The organism is Streptomyces sp. WMMC1477 (assembly GCF_027460245.1).
Taxonomy (GTDB): domain Bacteria; phylum Actinomycetota; class Actinomycetes; order Streptomycetales; family Streptomycetaceae; genus Streptomyces.
Map to the genome: position 1 here is coordinate 861,772 of NZ_JAPZBD010000003.1, position 16,987 is coordinate 878,758.

16 protein-coding genes are annotated in these 16,987 nt (G+C 73.8%); 11 read left to right on the forward strand and 5 right to left on the reverse strand.

Annotation, left to right across the window (positions count from 1 at the left end; genetic code table 11):
* Positions 1–419 precede the first annotated feature (419 nt).
* Positions 420–3,104, forward strand: a complete 2,685-nt coding sequence (aceE, locus tag O7609_RS04240; RefSeq protein WP_269733558.1) for a pyruvate dehydrogenase (acetyl-transferring), homodimeric type — start codon at positions 420–422, stop codon at positions 3,102–3,104.
* A 78-nt stretch (positions 3,105–3,182) separates the two neighbouring features.
* Here aceE and O7609_RS04245 read toward each other — a convergent pair whose 3' ends face one another.
* Positions 3,183–3,320: a methionine/alanine import family NSS transporter small subunit gene (locus O7609_RS04245; protein WP_269733559.1), complete on the reverse strand. Its 138-nt coding sequence runs from the start codon at positions 3,318–3,320 to the stop codon at positions 3,183–3,185.
* Positions 3,320–4,840 carry a sodium-dependent transporter gene (locus O7609_RS04250; RefSeq protein WP_269733560.1) on the reverse strand — a complete coding sequence of 507 codons (1,521 nt, stop codon included), beginning with the start codon at positions 4,838–4,840 and terminating at the stop codon, positions 3,320–3,322. Before O7609_RS04250 ends, O7609_RS04245 begins: the two co-directional genes overlap by 1 nt.
* 191 nt (positions 4,841–5,031) lie before the next feature.
* Between O7609_RS04250 and O7609_RS04255 the strand changes: the two genes are divergently transcribed.
* Positions 5,032–6,045 (forward strand): helix-turn-helix transcriptional regulator, encoded by a 1,014-nt coding sequence (locus O7609_RS04255; protein ID WP_269733561.1) that lies wholly within the window; start codon positions 5,032–5,034, stop codon positions 6,043–6,045.
* 19 nt (positions 6,046–6,064) lie between these two features.
* Here the strand turns inward: O7609_RS04255 and O7609_RS04260 are convergent, their stop codons facing one another.
* Positions 6,065–7,036, reverse strand: coding sequence for an SDR family oxidoreductase (locus O7609_RS04260; protein ID WP_269733562.1), 972 nt, complete (start codon positions 7,034–7,036; stop codon positions 6,065–6,067).
* 206 nt (positions 7,037–7,242) lie between these two features.
* On the opposite strand from O7609_RS04260, the gene O7609_RS04265 reads away from it, so the two are divergent.
* From O7609_RS04265 to O7609_RS04290, 6 genes are all read left to right on the forward strand, one after another.
* Entirely contained in the window at positions 7,243–7,764 is a 522-nt protein-coding gene (locus O7609_RS04265) for a DUF4240 domain-containing protein (protein WP_269737011.1), read from the forward strand.
* Between the two features lie 201 nt (positions 7,765–7,965).
* Positions 7,966–9,366 carry an FAD-dependent oxidoreductase gene (locus O7609_RS04270; protein ID WP_269733563.1) on the forward strand — a complete coding sequence of 467 codons (1,401 nt, stop codon included), beginning with the start codon at positions 7,966–7,968 and terminating at the stop codon, positions 9,364–9,366.
* Positions 9,367–9,567: 201 nt separating this feature from the next.
* Positions 9,568–10,617 (forward strand): phosphatidylinositol-specific phospholipase C domain-containing protein, encoded by a 1,050-nt coding sequence (locus O7609_RS04275; protein ID WP_269733564.1) that lies wholly within the window; start codon positions 9,568–9,570, stop codon positions 10,615–10,617.
* Positions 10,618–10,687: 70 nt separating this feature from the next.
* Positions 10,688–11,593, forward strand: coding sequence for a LysR family transcriptional regulator (locus O7609_RS04280; protein ID WP_269733565.1), 906 nt, complete (start codon positions 10,688–10,690; stop codon positions 11,591–11,593).
* Between the two features lie 84 nt (positions 11,594–11,677).
* Complete coding sequence (locus O7609_RS04285; protein ID WP_269733566.1) at positions 11,678–12,253, forward strand: cysteine dioxygenase family protein; 576 nt, start codon at positions 11,678–11,680, stop codon at positions 12,251–12,253.
* Entirely contained in the window at positions 12,253–13,362 is a 1,110-nt protein-coding gene (locus O7609_RS04290; protein ID WP_269733567.1) for a YeiH family protein, read from the forward strand. Before O7609_RS04285 ends, O7609_RS04290 begins: the two co-directional genes overlap by 1 nt.
* Here O7609_RS04290 and O7609_RS04295 read toward each other — a convergent pair.
* The gene (locus tag O7609_RS04295; protein ID WP_269733568.1) at positions 13,352–13,735 is read right to left on the reverse strand and encodes an arsenate reductase family protein; all 384 of its coding nucleotides are present in this window, start codon (positions 13,733–13,735) and stop codon (positions 13,352–13,354) included. The two genes, O7609_RS04290 and O7609_RS04295, sit on opposite strands and share 11 nt — an antisense overlap.
* A 205-nt stretch (positions 13,736–13,940) precedes the next feature.
* Here O7609_RS04295 and O7609_RS04300 point away from each other — a divergent pair, with 205 nt between their 5' ends.
* Together O7609_RS04300 and O7609_RS04305 are read left to right on the forward strand one after the other, a co-directional pair.
* Complete coding sequence (locus O7609_RS04300) at positions 13,941–14,384, forward strand: SPW repeat protein (protein WP_269733569.1); 444 nt, start codon at positions 13,941–13,943, stop codon at positions 14,382–14,384.
* 170 nt (positions 14,385–14,554) lie between these two features.
* Positions 14,555–15,274, forward strand: coding sequence for a CPBP family intramembrane glutamic endopeptidase (locus O7609_RS04305; RefSeq protein ID WP_269733570.1), 720 nt, complete (start codon positions 14,555–14,557; stop codon positions 15,272–15,274).
* On the opposite strand, the gene O7609_RS04310 is transcribed toward O7609_RS04305, so the two are convergent.
* On the reverse strand, positions 15,271–16,188 hold the full coding sequence (locus O7609_RS04310; protein ID WP_269733571.1) for a LysR family transcriptional regulator: 918 nt from the start codon (positions 16,186–16,188) through the stop codon (positions 15,271–15,273). The genes O7609_RS04305 and O7609_RS04310 overlap by 4 nt on opposite strands.
* Before the next feature lie 94 nt (positions 16,189–16,282).
* On the opposite strand from O7609_RS04310, the gene O7609_RS04315 reads away from it, so the two are divergent.
* Positions 16,283–16,987 (forward strand): succinate dehydrogenase cytochrome b subunit, encoded by a 705-nt coding sequence (locus O7609_RS04315; protein ID WP_269733572.1) that lies wholly within the window; start codon positions 16,283–16,285, stop codon positions 16,985–16,987.

Here is a 16,987-nt window from a genome sequence, read left to right on the forward strand (position 1 = left end):
CGGTCCTCACCCGCCATGAGCCGCGCCCCACGCCCCCGTGGCGCGGGGTCGCCGCGGCGGCCCCCGCACGCGGCACCGGGACCGCGGCCGCCGCCCAGTCGTCCGGGCGGCAGGGACGGGCGGCTGCCCCCGGCGGCGAACACCCTTCCAGGAAAGGAACTTTCAGCCCCAGAAGACGCGCCGGGGACGGACGGGGCACCTGCCGGACGAAAGCGGCGCATCGCATCGCATTCACCCGACACTGAGTGCCGGATTTCATGGCACGGAATGCCGATTTTGGCCCGTGGAAGAGATTTTCCCCGGGAGGGACTTTGATCGATCATCGATCGAGGCTTATGGTCATCGCCGCGGGCTCACCCCTGTCCTGCCCTGCACCTTTCACAGCCCCACCACCGTCCTCATCCCGGAAGGCGGCCACGATGACTGACCCCGTACGCACCCAGGCGAGCGAGCTGGACCAGCTGCCCGACCGCGACCCACAGGAGACCGCCGAGTGGCGCGAGTCCCTGGACGCCGTCCGCGAGGCCGCCGGTCCCCAGCGCGCCGCCTACCTGGTGCGCCGGACGGTGGAGCACGCCCGGCGCGAGGGCCTGGCCGTGCCCTCGCTGCTGGAGACCGAGTACCTCAACACCATCCCCACCGCCGCCGAGCCCGAGCTGCCCGGCGACCCGGAGATGGAACGGCGCATCACCGCGTGGAACCGCTGGAACGCCGCGGCCATGGTCACCCGCGGCAGCCGGTACGGCGTCGGCGGCCACATCGCCACCTACGCCTCGGCGGCCTGGCTCTACGAGACGGGCTTCCAGCACTTCTTCCGCGGCAAGGAGGACCCGGAGCGGCACGGCTCCGGTGACCAGCTCTACATCCAGGGCCACGCCTCCCCCGGCATCTACGCCCGGGCCTTCCTGGAGGGCCGGATCAGCGAGGAGCACCTCGACCACTTCCGCCAGGAGTCGGGCGGCAAGGGCCTGCCCTCCTACCCGCACCCGCGGCGGCTGCCGTGGATGTGGGAGTTCCCCACCGTCTCGATGGGTCTCGGCCCGCTGTCCGCCGTCTACCAGGCCCGGTTCAACCGGTATCTGGAGAACCGGGGCATCAAGGACACCAGCAGGAGCCACGTCTGGGCCTTCCTGGGCGACGGCGAGATGGACGAGCCCGAGTCGACGGCAGCCCTCGCCCTCGCCGCCCGCGAGCAGCTGGACAACCTGACCTTCGTCATCAACTGCAACCTGCAGCGGCTCGACGGCCCCGTCCGCGCCAACTTCAAGATCGTGCAGGAGCTGGAGGCCCAGTTCCGCGCGGCCGGCTGGAACGTCGTGAAGTCGCTGTGGGGCTCCGCCTGGGACGAGCTGTTCCAGCTCGACACCAGCGGCGCGCTGCTGCGGCGGCTGCGCGAGGTGCCGGACGCCCAGTTCCAGACCTACGCCACCCGCGACGCCGCCTACATCCGCGAGCACTTCTTCGGTGCCGAACCGGCCCTCGTCGAGATGGCGAAGCTGCTCTCGGACGCGAAGATCGCCGAGTGCTTCCAGACGTCCCGTGCCGGGCACGAGCCGCGCAAGGTGTACGCGGCCTACCGGGCGGCCGTCGAGCACAAGGGCGCGCCGACCGTCGTCCTCGCGCAGACGGTCAAGGGCTGGACGCTCGGCCCGGGCTTCGAGTCGCGCAACGCCAACCACCAGATGAAGAAGCTGTCCGGCAAGGAGTTCCGCGCCATGCGGGACCTGCTGGAGCTGCCGATCCCGGACGCGCGGCTCGACGGGGAACTGGTGCCCTACGCCCACCCGGGCGCGGACAGCCCCGAGGTGCGCTACCTGAAGGAGCGGCGCGCGGCCCTCGGCGGACCGGCCCCGGCCCGCAAGGTGCACCCGGTCGCGCTGCCGGAGCCCGCCGAACGGCCCTTCGCGGCGCTGGCCAAGGGCAGCGGCAGCCAGGAGATCGCCACCACGATGGCGTTCGTCCGGCTGGTGAAGGACCTCATGCGGGACAAGGAGACCGGCAGGCGCTGGGTGCCGATCGTCCCGGACGAGGCCCGCACCTTCGGCATGGAGGCGCTCTTCCCCTCCGCCGGCATCTACTCGCCGCTCGGCCAGACCTACGAGCCGGTCGACCGCGACCAGCTCATGTACTACAAGGAGGCCAGGGACGGGCAGATCCTCAACGAGGGGATCACCGAGGCCGGCGCCATGGCGGACTTCACCGCCGCCGCGACGTCGTACGCCACGCACGGCGAGCCGATGATCCCGTTCTACATCTTCTACTCGATGTTCGGCTGGCAGCGCACGGCCGACCAGTTCTGGGCGCTCGGCGACCAGCTCGGCCGCGGCTTCGTCGTCGGCGCCACCGCCGGCCGCACCACGCTGACGGGCGAGGGCCTCCAGCACGCGGACGGGCACTCCCCGCTCATCGCGGCCACCAACCCGGCGGCGCTCAGCTACGACCCGGCCTTCGCCTACGAGGTCGGCGTCATCGTCAGGGACGGTCTGCGGCGGATGTACGGGGAGAACCCCGAGGACGTCTTCTACTACCTGACCGTCTACAACGAGCCCAAGCCGCAGCCCGCCATGCCGGAGGGCGTCGAGGAGGGCATCGTCAAGGGCCTGTACCGGTTCAACGAGGGCGGGGTGGCGGACGACGCCGAGGCGCCGCGCGCCCAGTTGCTCGCCTCGGGTACGGCCATCCACTGGGTGCTGGAGGCACAGCGGCTGCTGGCCGAGGAGTGGGGCGTCGCGGCGGACGTGTGGTCGGCGACGTCCTGGGGCGAGCTGCGCCGCGACGCGCTGGAGTGCGACGCCGCAGCCCTGCGCGGCGAGGAGCGCACGCCGTACGTGACGCGCGTGCTCCAGGGCGCTCCGGGCCCGATCCTGGCGGTCAGCGACTGGATGCGCCAGGTGCCGGACCAGATCAGCCAGTGGGTGCCGGGCGACTACAGCTCGCTGGGCACCGACGGGTTCGGCCTGTCCGACACCCGCGAGAACGCCCGGCGCCACTTCGGGGTGGACGCCCGGTCGATCGCCGTGGCGGCGCTGGCTCAGCTCGCCCGGCGCGGTGAGGTCAAGCAGGAGACGGTCCGGCAGGCGGCCGAGCGCTACGGCCTCGCCTGAGCCGGCACCGACACGGACACCGGCGGGACGGTGGGGCCGCCGCCCCGCCGTCCCGCCGGTCCGCCGCGTGGCGGGCCGTCAGATGGAGTGCTCCTCCGGGGACTCCGGCGGCAGCTCCACCTCGGGGTGGCCCCGCAGTTTGAGGATCGCCAGGACGAGCCCGCCCCAGACCACCACGATCGACACGATCAGCATCACGACGGCGCTGGCCGACATCAGGCACTCCTCTCCTCGTCCGCCTCCTGCGGCGGCTTGATCTCTCCGCCCCGCCACGGGATGAGCGAGAGGAGGACGGCGATGACCAGGGCACCGGCGGCCACGCCCCAGCCCGCCCAGAGCAGGAAGCTGGTCGGGTAGTCCGCGTAGTTCTCGTCGATCTCCTGGGTGAGGGAGTCGACGAGCATCGCGCCGAGCACGACCGGGGTGATCAGGCCGAGGAAGATCTTCCACCAGCGGCCCAGCTTCACGGCCGAGGTGGCGTCCGCGTCCCGTTGCAGGACGGGCAGCTTGCGCACGATCCAGGCCACGACGACGACGGACGTCAGGGCCGCGAGGGCGATGCCGTAGCGGTTGATGAAGCGGTCGGCGGCGTCCAGCAGGTACAGCCCGCCGTTGGTCGGGTAGAGCAGCAGGGAGACGAGGGCCACGGCGCCGCCCACGATGGCCACGGCCGGGACGCGGGACATCCGGAGCCGGTCCTGCACGGCGGCGACGATCACCTGCATGATGCTGATGAGCGACGTCCAGCCCGCGATCACCAGGGACAGGAAGAACAGGACGCCGAAGAAGCCGCCCCACGGCATCTCCGAGATGATCGTCGGGAAGGCGACGAAGGCGAGGCCGAGGCCGCCCTCCGTGTCGAGGACCTCGGTGCCGCCCTGCGCGGCGAGGAAGCCCAGCGTGGCGAAGACGCCGATGCCGGCGAGGATCTCGAAGGAGCTGTTGGCGAAGCCCGCGACGAGCGCGGAGCCGCTGAGGTCCGAACGCCGTCCGAGGTAGGAGGCGTAGGTGATCATGATGCCGAAGCCGACGGACAGCGAGAAGAAGATCTGCCCGTAGGCCGCGACCCACACGTCCCCGTCGGTCAGCGCGTCCCAGTCCGGGGTGAACAGCGCGTCCAGGCCGACGTCCGCGCCGTCCAGCGTGAGCGCCCGGACGACCAGGATGACGAAGAAGACCACCAGCAGCGGGATGAAGATCAGGGCGACCTTCTCGATGCCGCGGCGGATGCCGAGGGCGAGGACGACGAGCACGACCACCCAGATCGCCAGCAGCGGCCAGAAGACGCCACCGACGTAGCTGCCGAGGTCACCCGGGGTGTCCCCCACCTTCAGGAAGTCGGCGAACAGGAAGGTCTCGGCGTCGTCGCCCCAGTCCTGGCCGACGGAGAAGCCGACGTAACGCACGGCCCAGGCCAGGATGAGCGAGTAGTAGGTGGCGATGACGAAGCAGATGGCCACCTGCCACCAGCCGATGAACTGCGCGGGCCGGGAGAGCCGCAGGTACGCGGCGGGCGCCGACCCCCGGTACCGCCGTCCGATCGTGTACTCCATGATCAGCAGCGGTAGACCGGCCGTCAGCAGGGCGATCAGATACGGCAGCATGAAGGCGCCGCCGCCGTTGCGGGCCGCCTCGGCAGGGAACCGCCAGATGTTCCCGAGCCCGATCGCCGATCCGATCGCCGCCAGGATGAAGCCCGCCCGGGTGCCCCACCTCTCGCGAGGTTGATCGCTCATGGTCCCAATCCCTCGGTGCCGGTTGCTCTGGTCAGGTGTGCGGCGGGATGCGCCGGATACTGGTGTCTTGTCGTTTTTCGGCGTTATGGGTGTCTGCACGCTAACAGCGCCCCGTCCGCTCCGCCTCCCGGACGGGGCCGCGTACCCCCGCCCGTGCGGGTGGTGCTGACGGCGCGGCAGAATGCGGGGCCATGCGGGCAGCTCGACTCATCCGGCTGGTGCTCCTGCTCCAGAACCGGCAGACGATGACCGCCGCCGAACTCGCCGCCGAACTGGAGGTGTCCGAGCGGACGGTGACCCGCGACGTGGCGGCGCTGGCCGAGGCCGGGGTACCCGTCTACGCGGACCGGGGCCGCACGGGCGGCTACCGGCTGCTGGGCGGCTACCGCACCCGGCTGACCGGGCTGGCCCGCGAGGAGGCCGAGGCCCTCTTCCTGTCCGGCGTGCCCACCGCGCTGCGCGACCTGGGCCTGGCCGACGCCGCCTCCGCCGCCGGGCTCAAGGTCCTCGCCGCACTGAACCCGGACCTGAGCGACGCTCAGCGCAGCGTGTCCCAGCGCTTCCACCTCGATGCGCCCGCCTGGTGGCAGGAGCCGGCCACGCCGGAGCCCCTGCCCGCCCTGGCCGAGGCCGTCTGGGACGACCGCCGGATCGCCGTCCGCTACCGACGGCGGGGCGACGCGACGGTGGACCGCCTCCTCGACCCGCACGGCCTCGTCCTCAAGGCGGGCGTCTGGTACCTGGCCGCCCGGACCGAGGGCGGCTTCCGCGTCTACCGCGTCGACCGGATCGCCTCCGCCGAACCGACCGGCACCCGGTTCACCCGGGAGGAGTCGTTCGACCTCCCCGCCTTCTGGGAACAGCGCGCCGCGGAGTTCGCCCGCTCCATCCTGCGCACCCGGGTCGTGCTGCGGCTCACCGAGGCCGGGGCACGGCGGCTGCGGCACGTGCACAGCGACCGCACCGTGGCGGACGAGGCACTGGCGGCGGCCGAGCGTGCCGAGACCGACGGCAGGGTGACCCTGACCGTCAGCCTGCCCGTGGAGTCCCCGGACGTCGCCTTCGGCCAGCTCTTCGCCCTCGGCCCGGAGGTGGAGGTCCTGTCCCCTGCCGGCCTCCGCCTCCGCTTCGCCGAGGCCGCCCGCCGCACCGCCGCCCTGTACGAGACCCCCGGCCCGGACGGCGACACCCCCGGCCCGGGGTGAGGACCGCGCCGGGTCCGGCCTAGCGGTAGTCCTCCGGGTCGGGGCGGGGGCCCGCGTCGGCGCCGGCCTTCTGGTGGGCCTCCAGGTCCTCCAGGTAGGACCAGGCGTCCGGGCGTGAGCCGTCCGCGTCCGTGACGCCGTACTCGCGGGCCAGATCGGCGCTGGAGAGCGAGCATCCGTTGAACCGGGCACGGCCGGGGTCGGCGGCGAGGGCGGCGAGGCCGCGGGCCACGTACAGGGGCGACTCGGAGATGGCGAAGTCGGGGTTCTGCCCGGCGCCCTCGCGCCAGTTGTCCTCGGTCACCCTGAAGTGGGTGTCCAGCATCGTCTCGGAGCGCAGCCAGCCGGGGCTCAGCGCCACGGCCGTCGCCCCGTGGCCGGACAGCTCCTCGCCGAGGCCGCGGGCCATGCGCAGCGGCGCGCTCTTGGCCAGGTCGTAGTAGAGGGGCTTGCGGTAGCGGCGGTTGTAGTCGGCCGTACCGTCGGTCACCTCCACCACCAGGCCGCCCGGCTTCCGCACGAGCAGCGGGATCGCGTACCGGCTGGTGACGATGTGGGTCTCGACGCCCAGGCGCAGCACCCGCAGCCCGTCGTCCAGGTCGTGCTCCCACATCGGCCGGTCCCAGCCGACGAGGTGGTCCCCGCCCCAGATGTCGTTGACGAGGATGTCGAGGCGGCCCTGTTCCCGCTCGATGCGGGTGAGGAGTTCGGCCACCTGTTCGGGGACCAGGTGGTCGGTGGGGACGGCGATGCCGGTGCCGCCCGCCGCCGTGACGCGTTCCGCCGTGCCCTCGATCGTCTCGGTGGCCCGTCCGATCTCGCTGACCCGCTGCCGCGTCGTGCGCCCGGTGGCGTAGACCGTCGCCCCGGCGCGTCCCAGCTCGACGGCCATCGCCCGGCCCGCGCCCCGGGTGGCGCCCGCGACGAGCGCCACTCTGCCGCGCAACGGCCGGTCCGCCCTTCCCGCCGCCGGGGATTCGCTGTTGGTCATGCCCTGTCCGTCCTTCCGTCGTGCCCGCGGACCCTGCGCCGCGGTCTGCCGGGTTCCACGCTCACACCGATACCCGACACCTCCTGTCGTGTTTCCGCGTCTCCTTCGTCGGGCCCCGCTGCCGCAGCCGGGCGACGGCCGTCGCCCGGCTGCGGGACTCCACGTGGCGGGACGGGTGCGCCGGGCGGATGCTGGGTCGCGTGACGATGCACGAGGACGAGTTCTGGGAGCTGATCGACAGCACCCGCGAGGCTGCCGAGGGCGACCCGGACGAGCAGGCGGAGCTGCTGGTCGAGCGGCTGGCCGAGCTCGACCCGGAGACGGTCACCGACTTCGCGCGGCACTTCGAGACCCGCTTCCTGCGCTCCTACCGCTGGGATGTGTGGGGCGCGGCCTGGGTCCTGCTGGACGGCGCGAGCGACGACGTGTTCGACGCCTTCCGCTGCTGGCTCATCGCCCAGGGGCGCACGGTGTTCGAGGGCGCGCTGCATGGCGACCCGGACGACCTCGCCGAGCTGCTGGAGGACTTCGACCCGGAGATCGACGGGGAGGCCGAGGAGCTGGGCTTCGCCGCGGACGAGGCGTACGAGGAACTGCTCGGCACCGAGGTTCCGGACCTGGGGCTGCCCGAGCCCCCGCGGGAACCGCTGGGCACCCCGCTGAACTTCGAGGACGACCGCGTGCTCGCGGAGCGCTTCCCCCAGCTCTGGGCCCGGTTCCGCAGCTGACCGCGCCGCGGGGCGGACGGGGCGCGGGGGTGTGCGACCGTCGTGCGTCCGTGCCCTGTCCATGCGCGTGTCCGTCGCATCCCGTAGGTCCGTAGGGTCGGACGCCGCTGGAGCTTTGCCGGAGCCCCGGGAAGGGCATGAGCCGGGCAACTCTTCGCTCCACAGCTCCGCATCGGTTTCTCCGACCCCCGGGGAGGGCACGTGCTCAGCGCTGCACCCGCACCTCGCACGGACGGCGGCGACGTCGTCGTCATCGGAGCCGGGCTCGCCGGACTGGCGGCGGCCCGGCACCTGGTGGCCGCAGGGCTCACCGTCACCGTGCTGGAGGCCGCCGAGAGAGCGGGCGGCCGGCTGGCGGCCGAGGAGGTGGACGGCTTCGTGCTGGACCGCAGCGGCCGGCTCTTCTGCGCGGACTGGCCGGAGTTGGCCGCGACGCCGGGCCTGCGGGAACTGGATCTGCGTCCCCTCGCACCGGGCGTCGTCGTCCGCGGCGCGGAGCGGACGGTGCGGCTCGGTGCCACCCGCGCCCTGCGGCCCGGCGCGGGAGCGGGCGTGGGCGGTGTCGGCGTCGGCGTCGGCGTCGGTGTCGGTGTCGGGGCGGTGGCCGCGGGTGGCGGGGGCATGGGGGGCGCACGCCATCCGGCGCGCGCTCTCACCAGCGCGCTGGACGCGGCCCGGCTGCGGAGCCAGCTCGCCCGGCTGGCCACGGCGCCGCCCGCCCGGCTGCTCACCCGGGTCGAGGCGCCGGCCGCCCGCGCGCTGACGTCCCGGGGCGTGCCCGCCCGGACCGTCGAGTCGTTCCTGCGTCCGCTCGTGGGCGCCCTGTTGTGCGACCCGGAGCTGATGACGTCCAGCCGCGTCGTCGACCTCGCCCTGCGCTCCTTCACGCGGCACGGGCTGTGCCTGCCCGCGGGCGGCGGGGCGGCCCTGCCCCGGCTGCTCGCCGCCGGGCTCCCGCCCGGCCGTCTGCGCACCGGGGTGCGCGCGGTCGGCGTCTCGGCGAACGCGGTGGACACGGAGGACCACGGCACGTTCGACTGCCGCGCAGTGGTCATCGCGACCGGGGCGCACGACGCCGCCCGGCTCCTGCCGGGGCTGCGGGTGCCCGCCCACCACCCCGTCACGGTGCTGCACCACGCCGCCGACGCCGCCCCGCCGGGCGATCCGGCGCTGCTGCTGGACGCCGACCGGCGCGGCCCGGTGGCGCACACGATGGTGACCAGCGCGGTCGACCCCTCCCGCGCACTGCCGGGCCGTACCCTCGTCACCTCCGTGGTGCTCGGTCCCGCCGCCGGAGACCCGCCCGGCGTCCTGGACAAGGCGGCCAGACCGCAGTTGGGCGTGCTGCACGGGGTGCGGGCCGAGCGCTGGGAGCTGATCGGAGCCCACCACGACGCCCACGCGGCACCGGCGACGCCCGCGCCGCACGACGCCCGGCGCACCGTCCGGGTCCTCACCGGGCTGTACGTGTGCGGGGACCACCGAGACGTGGGGACGCCACAGGGTGCGCTGCGTTCGGCGGCACGGGCGGCCGACGCGGTGTGCCGGGACTTCGGCGTCCGGGCCCCCGCCGTCGCACCGCACGCCGCGCACGTCGCCTGACGCCCCTCGCCTGACGCCGCACCTCGCCTGACACACCTCGCCCCGCTCCGTACACCGCGCACGCCGCCCGACACCACCGGCTCCGGCGCGCCGTCGGTTCGGCGGGCGGCGCCGTTCCGTTCATCCGTCCGCCTCCACCGGTGCGCTCAACTGCCCTAATCTTTCGCTGTTCTGGTCGTCCCTCAGCGAAAGGCGACACCCGTGCGCATATCCTCCTGCCTGGCCGCGGCGGCGTTCTCGACCGTCCTCGTCGCGGTCCCGGCCCACGCCGGCGCCCCCGCCGGTCTCCCCGCCTCCGACACCGACGCGCTCTCCTACGCCCTCAGCACGGGCGTGGGCGTGCACAACGCCTACGAACAGAGCCGCTACCCGTACTTCGCCGACGCCCTCGACTCCGGGGCGGCCATGCTCGAACTCGACGTGTGGACCAACGGCTTCGGCTTCGGCTGGCGGGTCGCCCACGACACGCCGTTCTGGAACCAGAACAACTGCGTGGACGCCGGCACCGCCGCCGAGCTGCGCACGAACAGCCGGAACCAGGACCTCGCCGGCTGTCTGTCCGACCTGCGGGCCTGGCACGAGGCGAACCCCGGACACCGCCCCGTGCTGCTGAAGCTGGAGATGAAGGACGGGTTCAACGGCACCGGGGGCCGCGGGCCCGCGGCGTTCGACGCCCTCGTGGCCCGCGAGCTGGGGGACGCCCTGTTCCGCCCCGCCGACCTGCTGGGCGCCCACGCGACCCTCGACGAGGCGGCCCGGGCGGGCGCGTGGCCGGGCCGGGACGCCATGGCCGGGAAGTTCCTCATCCACCTCATCCCCGGCACCCTCGAACAGGACAACCCGTTCGACACGCTGTGGACCGACGTCGAGTACGCCCGGCACCTGCGCGCGCTTGAGGCGGAGGGGGCGATCGAGCGGGCCGTCGCGTTCCCGGCGGTCCACCACGCCGTGTCCGGCGACCCCAGAGACCGCTACGAGGACGCCGGGCTGCGGCCGTGGTTCGTCGTCTTCGACGGCGACGCCGCCACCTACGCCGCGGGCGCCGTCGACACCGGCTGGTACGCCCGCAACGGCTATCTCCTCGTCATGACGGACGCCCACGCCGTCCCGCCCGCCATCGACGCCGTGAACCCCACCGAGGCGGAAGCCCGGGCCCGGGCCGAGCGGCTCGCGGGGACGCACGCCAGCATCGTCAGCAGCGACTGGACGTCCTTGCCTCAAGTGCTCTCCACCGTCCTCCCGCGCGGTTGACGCCGTGGGGCGCTCCGGAGGGCACGCAGCCCCTTTGGGGCGCCCCCGGAATTCCGCTTATCGTTCGGCCATGTTCGAATCGCGGCACATCAGGACCTTCCACGAGGTGGTCCGCACCGGGTCCTACACGGCGGCGGCGCGGTCCCTCGGCTACACGCAGCCCGCGATCACCCAGCAGATCAAGGCGCTGGAACGGGAGGTCGGGGCGCCGCTGTTCCTGCGGGTGGGACGGCGGATGCGGCTCACCGAGGCCGGGGAGACCCTGGCCCGGCACGCGGGCGCGATCCTGGACAGCATGGCCGTCGCCCAGGAGCAGGTGCGGGCGCTCAGCCGGCTGCACACCGGCCGTGTGCGCATCTGCGCCTTTCCCAGCGCCTCCGCGACGCTCGTCCCGGAGGCGCTGGCGCGGCTGGGTGCCCGGCATCCGGGCGTGCGCGCCGAGCTGCAGGAGAGCGAGCCGCCGCAGTCGCTGCACCGGGTCGTGCGCGGCGAGTGCGACATCTCGCTGGCCTTCACCTACCCCGGGCTGGACGAGCAGGTGCCGCCGGAGCTGGTGGAGATACCGCTGCTGGAGGACCAGCTCACCGTCCTGCTCCCGGCCGGGCATCCGATGGCGCGCCGCCGGGCGGTGCGGCTCGTGGAGCTGTCCGAGGAGCGCTGGATCGCCGGCTGTCTGCGCTGCCGTTCCAACTTCCTCCACGAGTGCGCGGAGTTGGGCTTCGCCCCGGACGTCGTCTTCACCACGGACGACAACCTGGTGGTGCAGAGCCTGGTCGCCGAGGGGCTGGGCATCGCGATGATGCCGGGGCTCGTGCTGTCGTTCCTCGTCCACCGCAAGGTGGTCGGGCGGGCGCTGGACCCGGCTTCGCGGCGCCGTATCTCCGCTTATGTTTTGCGCGAGCACCTCGACATACCGGCGACGGCGCTCGTGGTCGACGAACTACGGGCCGTGGCCGAGAACCGGACGGGGTGCTGACCCCGCTCATCCATAAGCAATGCTTGAGGCTTCCCGAAGAAACCCTCGTTGGACCTGATGGCCGGGCGGCGGGAACCTGCGAGCATGCAGCCGTCAACCGAATCCCCCGCGACCGGCCCGCACACCACCGACCGGCTCAGCGCCCTCGTCAGCGAGATCCGCGACGTCGTCGGCCGGGGCCTGCCTCCTGACATCACCGCCTACCTGGTGGGCGAACGGCTGGCCCCGCACCTGGGCGCCGAGGACCTGCTGACGCCGCGGCAGCGCGAGGGCGACCCCGACCGCTACCGCCAGCACCTGCTGCACGCCGAGCCGGACGGCTCGTTCTCCGCGGTCGCGCTGGTGTGGCTGCCGGGCCAGGGCACGTCCGTGCACGACCACGTCTCCTGGTGCGTCACCGGGGTGCACGAGGGCGAGGAGCACGAGCGCCGCTACCGGCTGGTCCCGGCCACCGCGACGGGCGACCGGGCCCGGCTCGTGGCCACCGAGGAGGTCGTGAACCCGCGGGGTGCCGTGTGCGGGTTCGCCCCGCCCGGCGACATCCACCGCGTCTGGAACGGCTGCACCGGGACGGCCATATCCCTGCACGTCTACGGGGCCGACGTCTCCCGGCTGGGCAGCAGCGTCCGCCGCGTCTACGACGTGCCCGCCGACCGCTGATGGCGATATCCCTCACCCGCGCCGCCCGCGGGCCGAGCGCGGCGCCCGGGCCGCGGCGCACCGCAGCGCCGTGGCCCGGGCTGGCCCTGGTGGCCGGCGGCGTGACCGCCGCCTGGGGCGTCCACCGGCTCCTCCCCGCCGTCCCCCTGCTGACGGCGGCCATCGTGCTCGGGCTCCTCGTCGCCCACCTGCCGCACGCGGGAGGGTTCGCCCGGGGCCGGGGGCGGCCCGGACTCTCCCTCGCGGGCCGCCGGTTCATGCGGCTCGGCGTCGTCCTGCTCGGGCTGGAACTGAGCCTGACCGAGGTGCTGGACCTGGGATGGGCGACGGCCGCGATGGTGCTCGGCGTCGTCGTCGCCACGTTCTTCGGCACGATCTGGCTCGGGCGCCGGGTCGGACTGACGGGGGACCAGCCGCTCCTCGTGGCCACCGGCTACTCGATCTGCGGGGCGTCCGCGATCGGCGCGGTGAGCGAGGTCCGGCGCAGCGACGAGCGTGATGTGGCGGCCTCCGTGGCGCTGGTGACGCTGTGCGGGACGCTGGCGATCGCCGTCCTGCCGCTGCTGCACCAGCCGCTGGGCCTTGGCGACGCGGAGTTCGGCCGGTGGGTGGGCGCCGGGGTGCACGACGTGGGCCAGGTCGTGGCGACGGCGCAGACCGCCGGTCAGGAGGCGCTCGGCGAGGCCGTCCTCGTGAAGCTCATGCGGGTCGTGCTGCTGGCGCCGCTCGTCGCCGTCCTGGCCGCCGCCGTGGCCCGGCGCCGGCTCACCGCGGCCGCGCCTCCCGGCGGGGCGACCGACGGGGGAGCGGAGAGCGGGGACCCGGCGGGCGGGGGCCCGGCGACGAAACGGCCGCCGCTCGTCCCGCTCTTCGTCGCCGGGTTCCTCGCGTCCGCAGCCCTGCGCACGACCGGCGTCCTGCCCGACGGCCTGCTGGAGGGCGCCGCGACGCTGCGTGAGGCGCTCCTGGCCGCCGCCCTGTTCGGACTGGGCAGCGGGGTGTTCCTGCCCTCCCTGGCCCGGACCGGCTGGCGCATGGCGGCGGTCGGCTCCGGCTCCTGGGTGGTGATCGCCGGGCTGTCCTACGCCGGCGTGCTCCTCACGGCGTGACCGGGCCCGGGGCGCGGCGGCCGAGGGCATCCCGCACGGCCTCCGGGGAGCGGGCCACGACGGCGGTACCGTCGTCCGCCGTGATGATCGGGCGCTGGATCAGCTTCGGGTGGGCGGCCAGGGCGGCCGTCCACCGGGGCCTGGCCGCCTCGTCCCGGGGCCAGTCCTTCAGGCCCAGTTCCCGGGCCTGCGGCTCCTGGGTGCGGGCGATGTCCCAGGGCTCCAGCCCCAGCCGGGTCAGGAGCTCGCGCAGCTCCTCCTCGCCGGGCGGGTCCTCCAGGTAGCGCCGCACGGTGTAGCCCGCGCCCGCGGCGTCCAGCTCCGTGAGGGCGCTGCGGCACTTGGAGCAGGCGGGGTTGATCCAGATCTCCATGGCGCCCAATGTACGGGGGCGGGGTGGCGCCGCGCCGCCCCCGGGACGGGCCCGGACAGCATCTCGCATGGTTTCGCCCCTTGATGTCGATTACCTACCGGTACATCACGATCCGGTCGGAAAAGTATCGTTCCGCGGTTGTCAGGCGCACAATGAGAGTGCGGCCAAGGCTTGCGTATATGAGTCCTGAAGGGGGCGAGTCGCAATGGCCTCTGTCTCACATCAAAGGGGCGACCTGGCAGGTCACCCCGACGCCACCGAAATGCGGGAACGCTATGACCGCGTGCTCGGCGGCAAGGACGTGGCGCTCGTTGACGGACCGGTGTTCCTGGTCGGTCTGTACTGCGCCGTGTCCCCGTGGGTCGTGCACTTCTCGGGCAACCAGGCATCGCTGGCGACCCACAACCTGATCATCGGAATCGCTCTGGGGCTCATGGCACTCGGTTTCACCATGGCGCCCGCCCGGATGTACGGGCTGAGCTGGGCCATCTGCGCCGTCGGCGCATGGCTGGTCATCTCGCCCTGGGTCGTCGGTGACAGTCCGGACGCAGGCGTCATCCTGAACCAGGTCATCGTCGGCGGCGTCGCCTTCGTCCTGGGCCTCGCCTGCGCGGCGACGGCACTGCGCGTGACACGCGCGGAACGTTGACCCCCGTCAGAGGGTCAACCCGAGTCCGTGAAGTACCGGCACTGCAGTGAGGAGGCGTGACACCGGCAAGCGCCGCTCCTACCTCTCCAGCCCGTGAGGAGCGGCGCTTCCGGCTGCCCGGACCCCGCACTCCCGCCGCCTGACACCGTGCCGCCGTACCCTCTGCTGCTGTGACCTGTGTGCGGCTCGGCAGACCAACCGCCTGCGTGGCGGCCCTCGGCGTGCTCGGCGCCGCCCAGTTCCTCCGGGAGCGGCTCCCCCGCGCCGCCGCCGTCCCGGTGTCCGTCGCGGCGTCGGGGGCGCTCGTCGGGCTCGCCCGCCGGGCGGGGACGGGCTGGGACGAACTCGGGCTCGCCCGGGGCCGGCTCGGCCGCGGGGCGCGGTACGGGGCGCCGCCGGCGCTCGTCGTGGCCGCGGTGTACGCGGCCGGGGCGGCGCTGCCCGCGACCCGGCCCCTCTTCGCGGACGCCCGGGCCGCCCGGACGCTCCCCGGGGCACTGCGGCAGGCGCTCGTGGACGTGCCGCTGGGCACCGTTCTGCTGGAGGAGACCGGCTTCCGGGCCGTGTTGCCCGCCCTGCTGCGGGAACGGTACGGGGCCCGGGGCGCGGACGTCCTCACGGCGGCGCTCTTCGGGCTGTGGCACGTGCTGCCCTCCGGCGCTCTCCGCGCGGCCAACCCGGCACTGGCCAGGGCCTCCGCAGGCGGTTCCGAGCCGTCCCGGGCCGCGACGGCGGCCGGCAACGTCCTGGTCACCGCGGCGGGCGGGCTGCTGTTCGGGCTGCTGCGGCGGCGCGGCGACAGCGTGCTGGCCCCCGCCCTGGCGCACGGCGCGCTCAACTCCTTCGGGTATCTGGCCGCTTACACCGTGCGTCGGCCCGCTGAGGGCTAGGCGGGCGCCTCGTGCCCGGGGCCCGTCGTCGCCTGCCCGAGGTGTCCGACGAGGATGCGGCGCAGTTCGCGGGCCGCCCGGGGCGGGGAGACGTCGGAGCGGTGCGCCACCGAGACGGTGCGGTGCAGCCCCGGCGGGGCGAGGGGGGTGGTGCGCAGGCCGGAACGGTCGGCCACCATGCGCGGGACGACGGCGGGCCCCAGCCCGGCCCGGACGCAGCCGAGCACCGCGTCCATCTCGCCGCCCTCCACGCTGAACCGGGGCTCGAACCCGGCGGCCCGGCAGGCGGAGACGGTCAGCTCGCGCAGGTCGTAGCCGTGCCGGAACATCACCAGCGGACGGTCCCGCAGCTCGGCGATCCGCAGCCGTGCCGCCCGGGTCGGCGGGGGCTCCGCCGGGGCCGAGACGACGACCAGCTCCTCCCGCAGCAGCTCGGCCGTGACCAGCGCGGGGGCCTGGCCGGGCAGCGGCGTGATGACGAGGGCGAGGTCGAGTTCCCCGGCCGCCAGCACCCCCACCAGATCGCGTGAGCCGCCCTCGTGCACCGCCAGCTCCACGCCCGGATAGCGGTCGTGGAAGATCCGCAGCACGTCGGGGACCACGCTGGCGCACAGGCTCGGCGGCGCCCCGAGCCGCACCCGGCCACGGGCGAGCCGGGCCACCTCCTGGACCTCCCGCCGCGCGGTGTCGGTGTCGGCCAGGATGCGGCGGGCCAGCGGCAGCAGCGCCTCCCCCGCGTCGGTGAGGCCGACCGCGCCGCGCGCCCGGTGGAACAGCTCGGTGCCCAGTTCCTTCTCCAGCGCCCGGATCTGCTGGGACAGGGAGGGCTGCGCCACGTGTTCGCGCCGGGCGGCCCGGGTGAAGTGGCGGGTCTCGGCCACGGCGGCGAAGTAGCGGAGCTGCTGGAGCTGCATGGGCCCAGTCTACGGTCGTCGATAGACATGCTCTATCGTACTGACGCATTTCATGTCTTGGACGGATCGGTGGGCGGCTCCTAGCGTCGAGGGCATGGCACTGGCGACGAAGACGGAGAGACGACCGTCCACCGCGGCGGTGGTGTGGCGCTCGACGGTCGGCAAGAAGGCGGTCATGGCCGTCACCGGCGCGGTCATGCTGCTCTACCTGGTGGTGCACATGCTGGCCAACCTGAAGATCTTCTTCGGCCCGGAGGAGTTCAACGGCTACGCCCACTGGCTGCGCACGATCGGCGAACCCTTCCTGCGGTACGAGTGGTTCCTGTGGTTCGCGCGAGCGGGGCTGCTCGCCTCGGTCGTGCTCCACGGCGTGGCCGCCTACCAGCTCACCCGGCGCGACCGGGCCGCCCGGCCGGTCGCCTACGCCCACCGGCGCGCCCGCACCGACTACGCGACGCGCACGATGCGCTGGGGCGGGGTGATCCTCGCGCTGTTCATCGTCTGGCACGTGCTGGACCTGACGACGGGCACCGTGAACCCGAACGGCGAGGCCGGCCGCCCCTACGAGAACGTCGTCGCGACGTTCGGCACCTGGTACGGCAACGTCATCTACTGCGTGGCCATGCTCGCCGTCGGGCTGCACGTGCGGCACGGGCTGCTCAGCGCCGGACGCACGCTGGGCGCCGTCGGCGCGCGGAGCGCCCGGGCCGTTCGCGGCGCCTCCGAAGCCCTGGCGCTCGTCCTGACCGCCGGCTTCCTCTCCGTCCCCCTCGCCGTCATGACCGGAGTGGTGAACTGA

Excerpts from the sequence above, each read along its gene's own strand:
- aceE (WP_269733558.1), top strand. The coding sequence starts at position 420 with ATGACTGACCCCGTACGCACCCAGGCGAGCGAGCTGGACCAGCTGCCC.
- O7609_RS04245 (WP_269733559.1), bottom strand. The coding sequence starts at position 3,320 with ATGTCGGCCAGCGCCGTCGTGATGCTGATCGTGTCGATCGTGGTGGTC.
- O7609_RS04250 (WP_269733560.1), bottom strand. The coding sequence starts at position 4,840 with ATGAGCGATCAACCTCGCGAGAGGTGGGGCACCCGGGCGGGCTTCATC.
- O7609_RS04255 (WP_269733561.1), top strand. The coding sequence starts at position 5,032 with ATGCGGGCAGCTCGACTCATCCGGCTGGTGCTCCTGCTCCAGAACCGG.
- O7609_RS04260 (WP_269733562.1), bottom strand. The coding sequence starts at position 7,036 with ATGACCAACAGCGAATCCCCGGCGGCGGGAAGGGCGGACCGGCCGTTG.
- O7609_RS04265 (WP_269737011.1), top strand. The coding sequence starts at position 7,243 with ATGCACGAGGACGAGTTCTGGGAGCTGATCGACAGCACCCGCGAGGCT.
- O7609_RS04280 (WP_269733565.1), top strand. The coding sequence starts at position 10,688 with ATGTTCGAATCGCGGCACATCAGGACCTTCCACGAGGTGGTCCGCACC.
- O7609_RS04285 (WP_269733566.1), top strand. The coding sequence starts at position 11,678 with ATGCAGCCGTCAACCGAATCCCCCGCGACCGGCCCGCACACCACCGAC.
- O7609_RS04290 (WP_269733567.1), top strand. The coding sequence starts at position 12,253 with ATGGCGATATCCCTCACCCGCGCCGCCCGCGGGCCGAGCGCGGCGCCC.
- O7609_RS04295 (WP_269733568.1), bottom strand. The coding sequence starts at position 13,735 with ATGGAGATCTGGATCAACCCCGCCTGCTCCAAGTGCCGCAGCGCCCTC.
- O7609_RS04300 (WP_269733569.1), top strand. The coding sequence starts at position 13,941 with ATGGCCTCTGTCTCACATCAAAGGGGCGACCTGGCAGGTCACCCCGAC.
- O7609_RS04310 (WP_269733571.1), bottom strand. The coding sequence starts at position 16,188 with ATGCAGCTCCAGCAGCTCCGCTACTTCGCCGCCGTGGCCGAGACCCGC.
- O7609_RS04315 (WP_269733572.1), top strand. The coding sequence starts at position 16,283 with ATGGCACTGGCGACGAAGACGGAGAGACGACCGTCCACCGCGGCGGTG.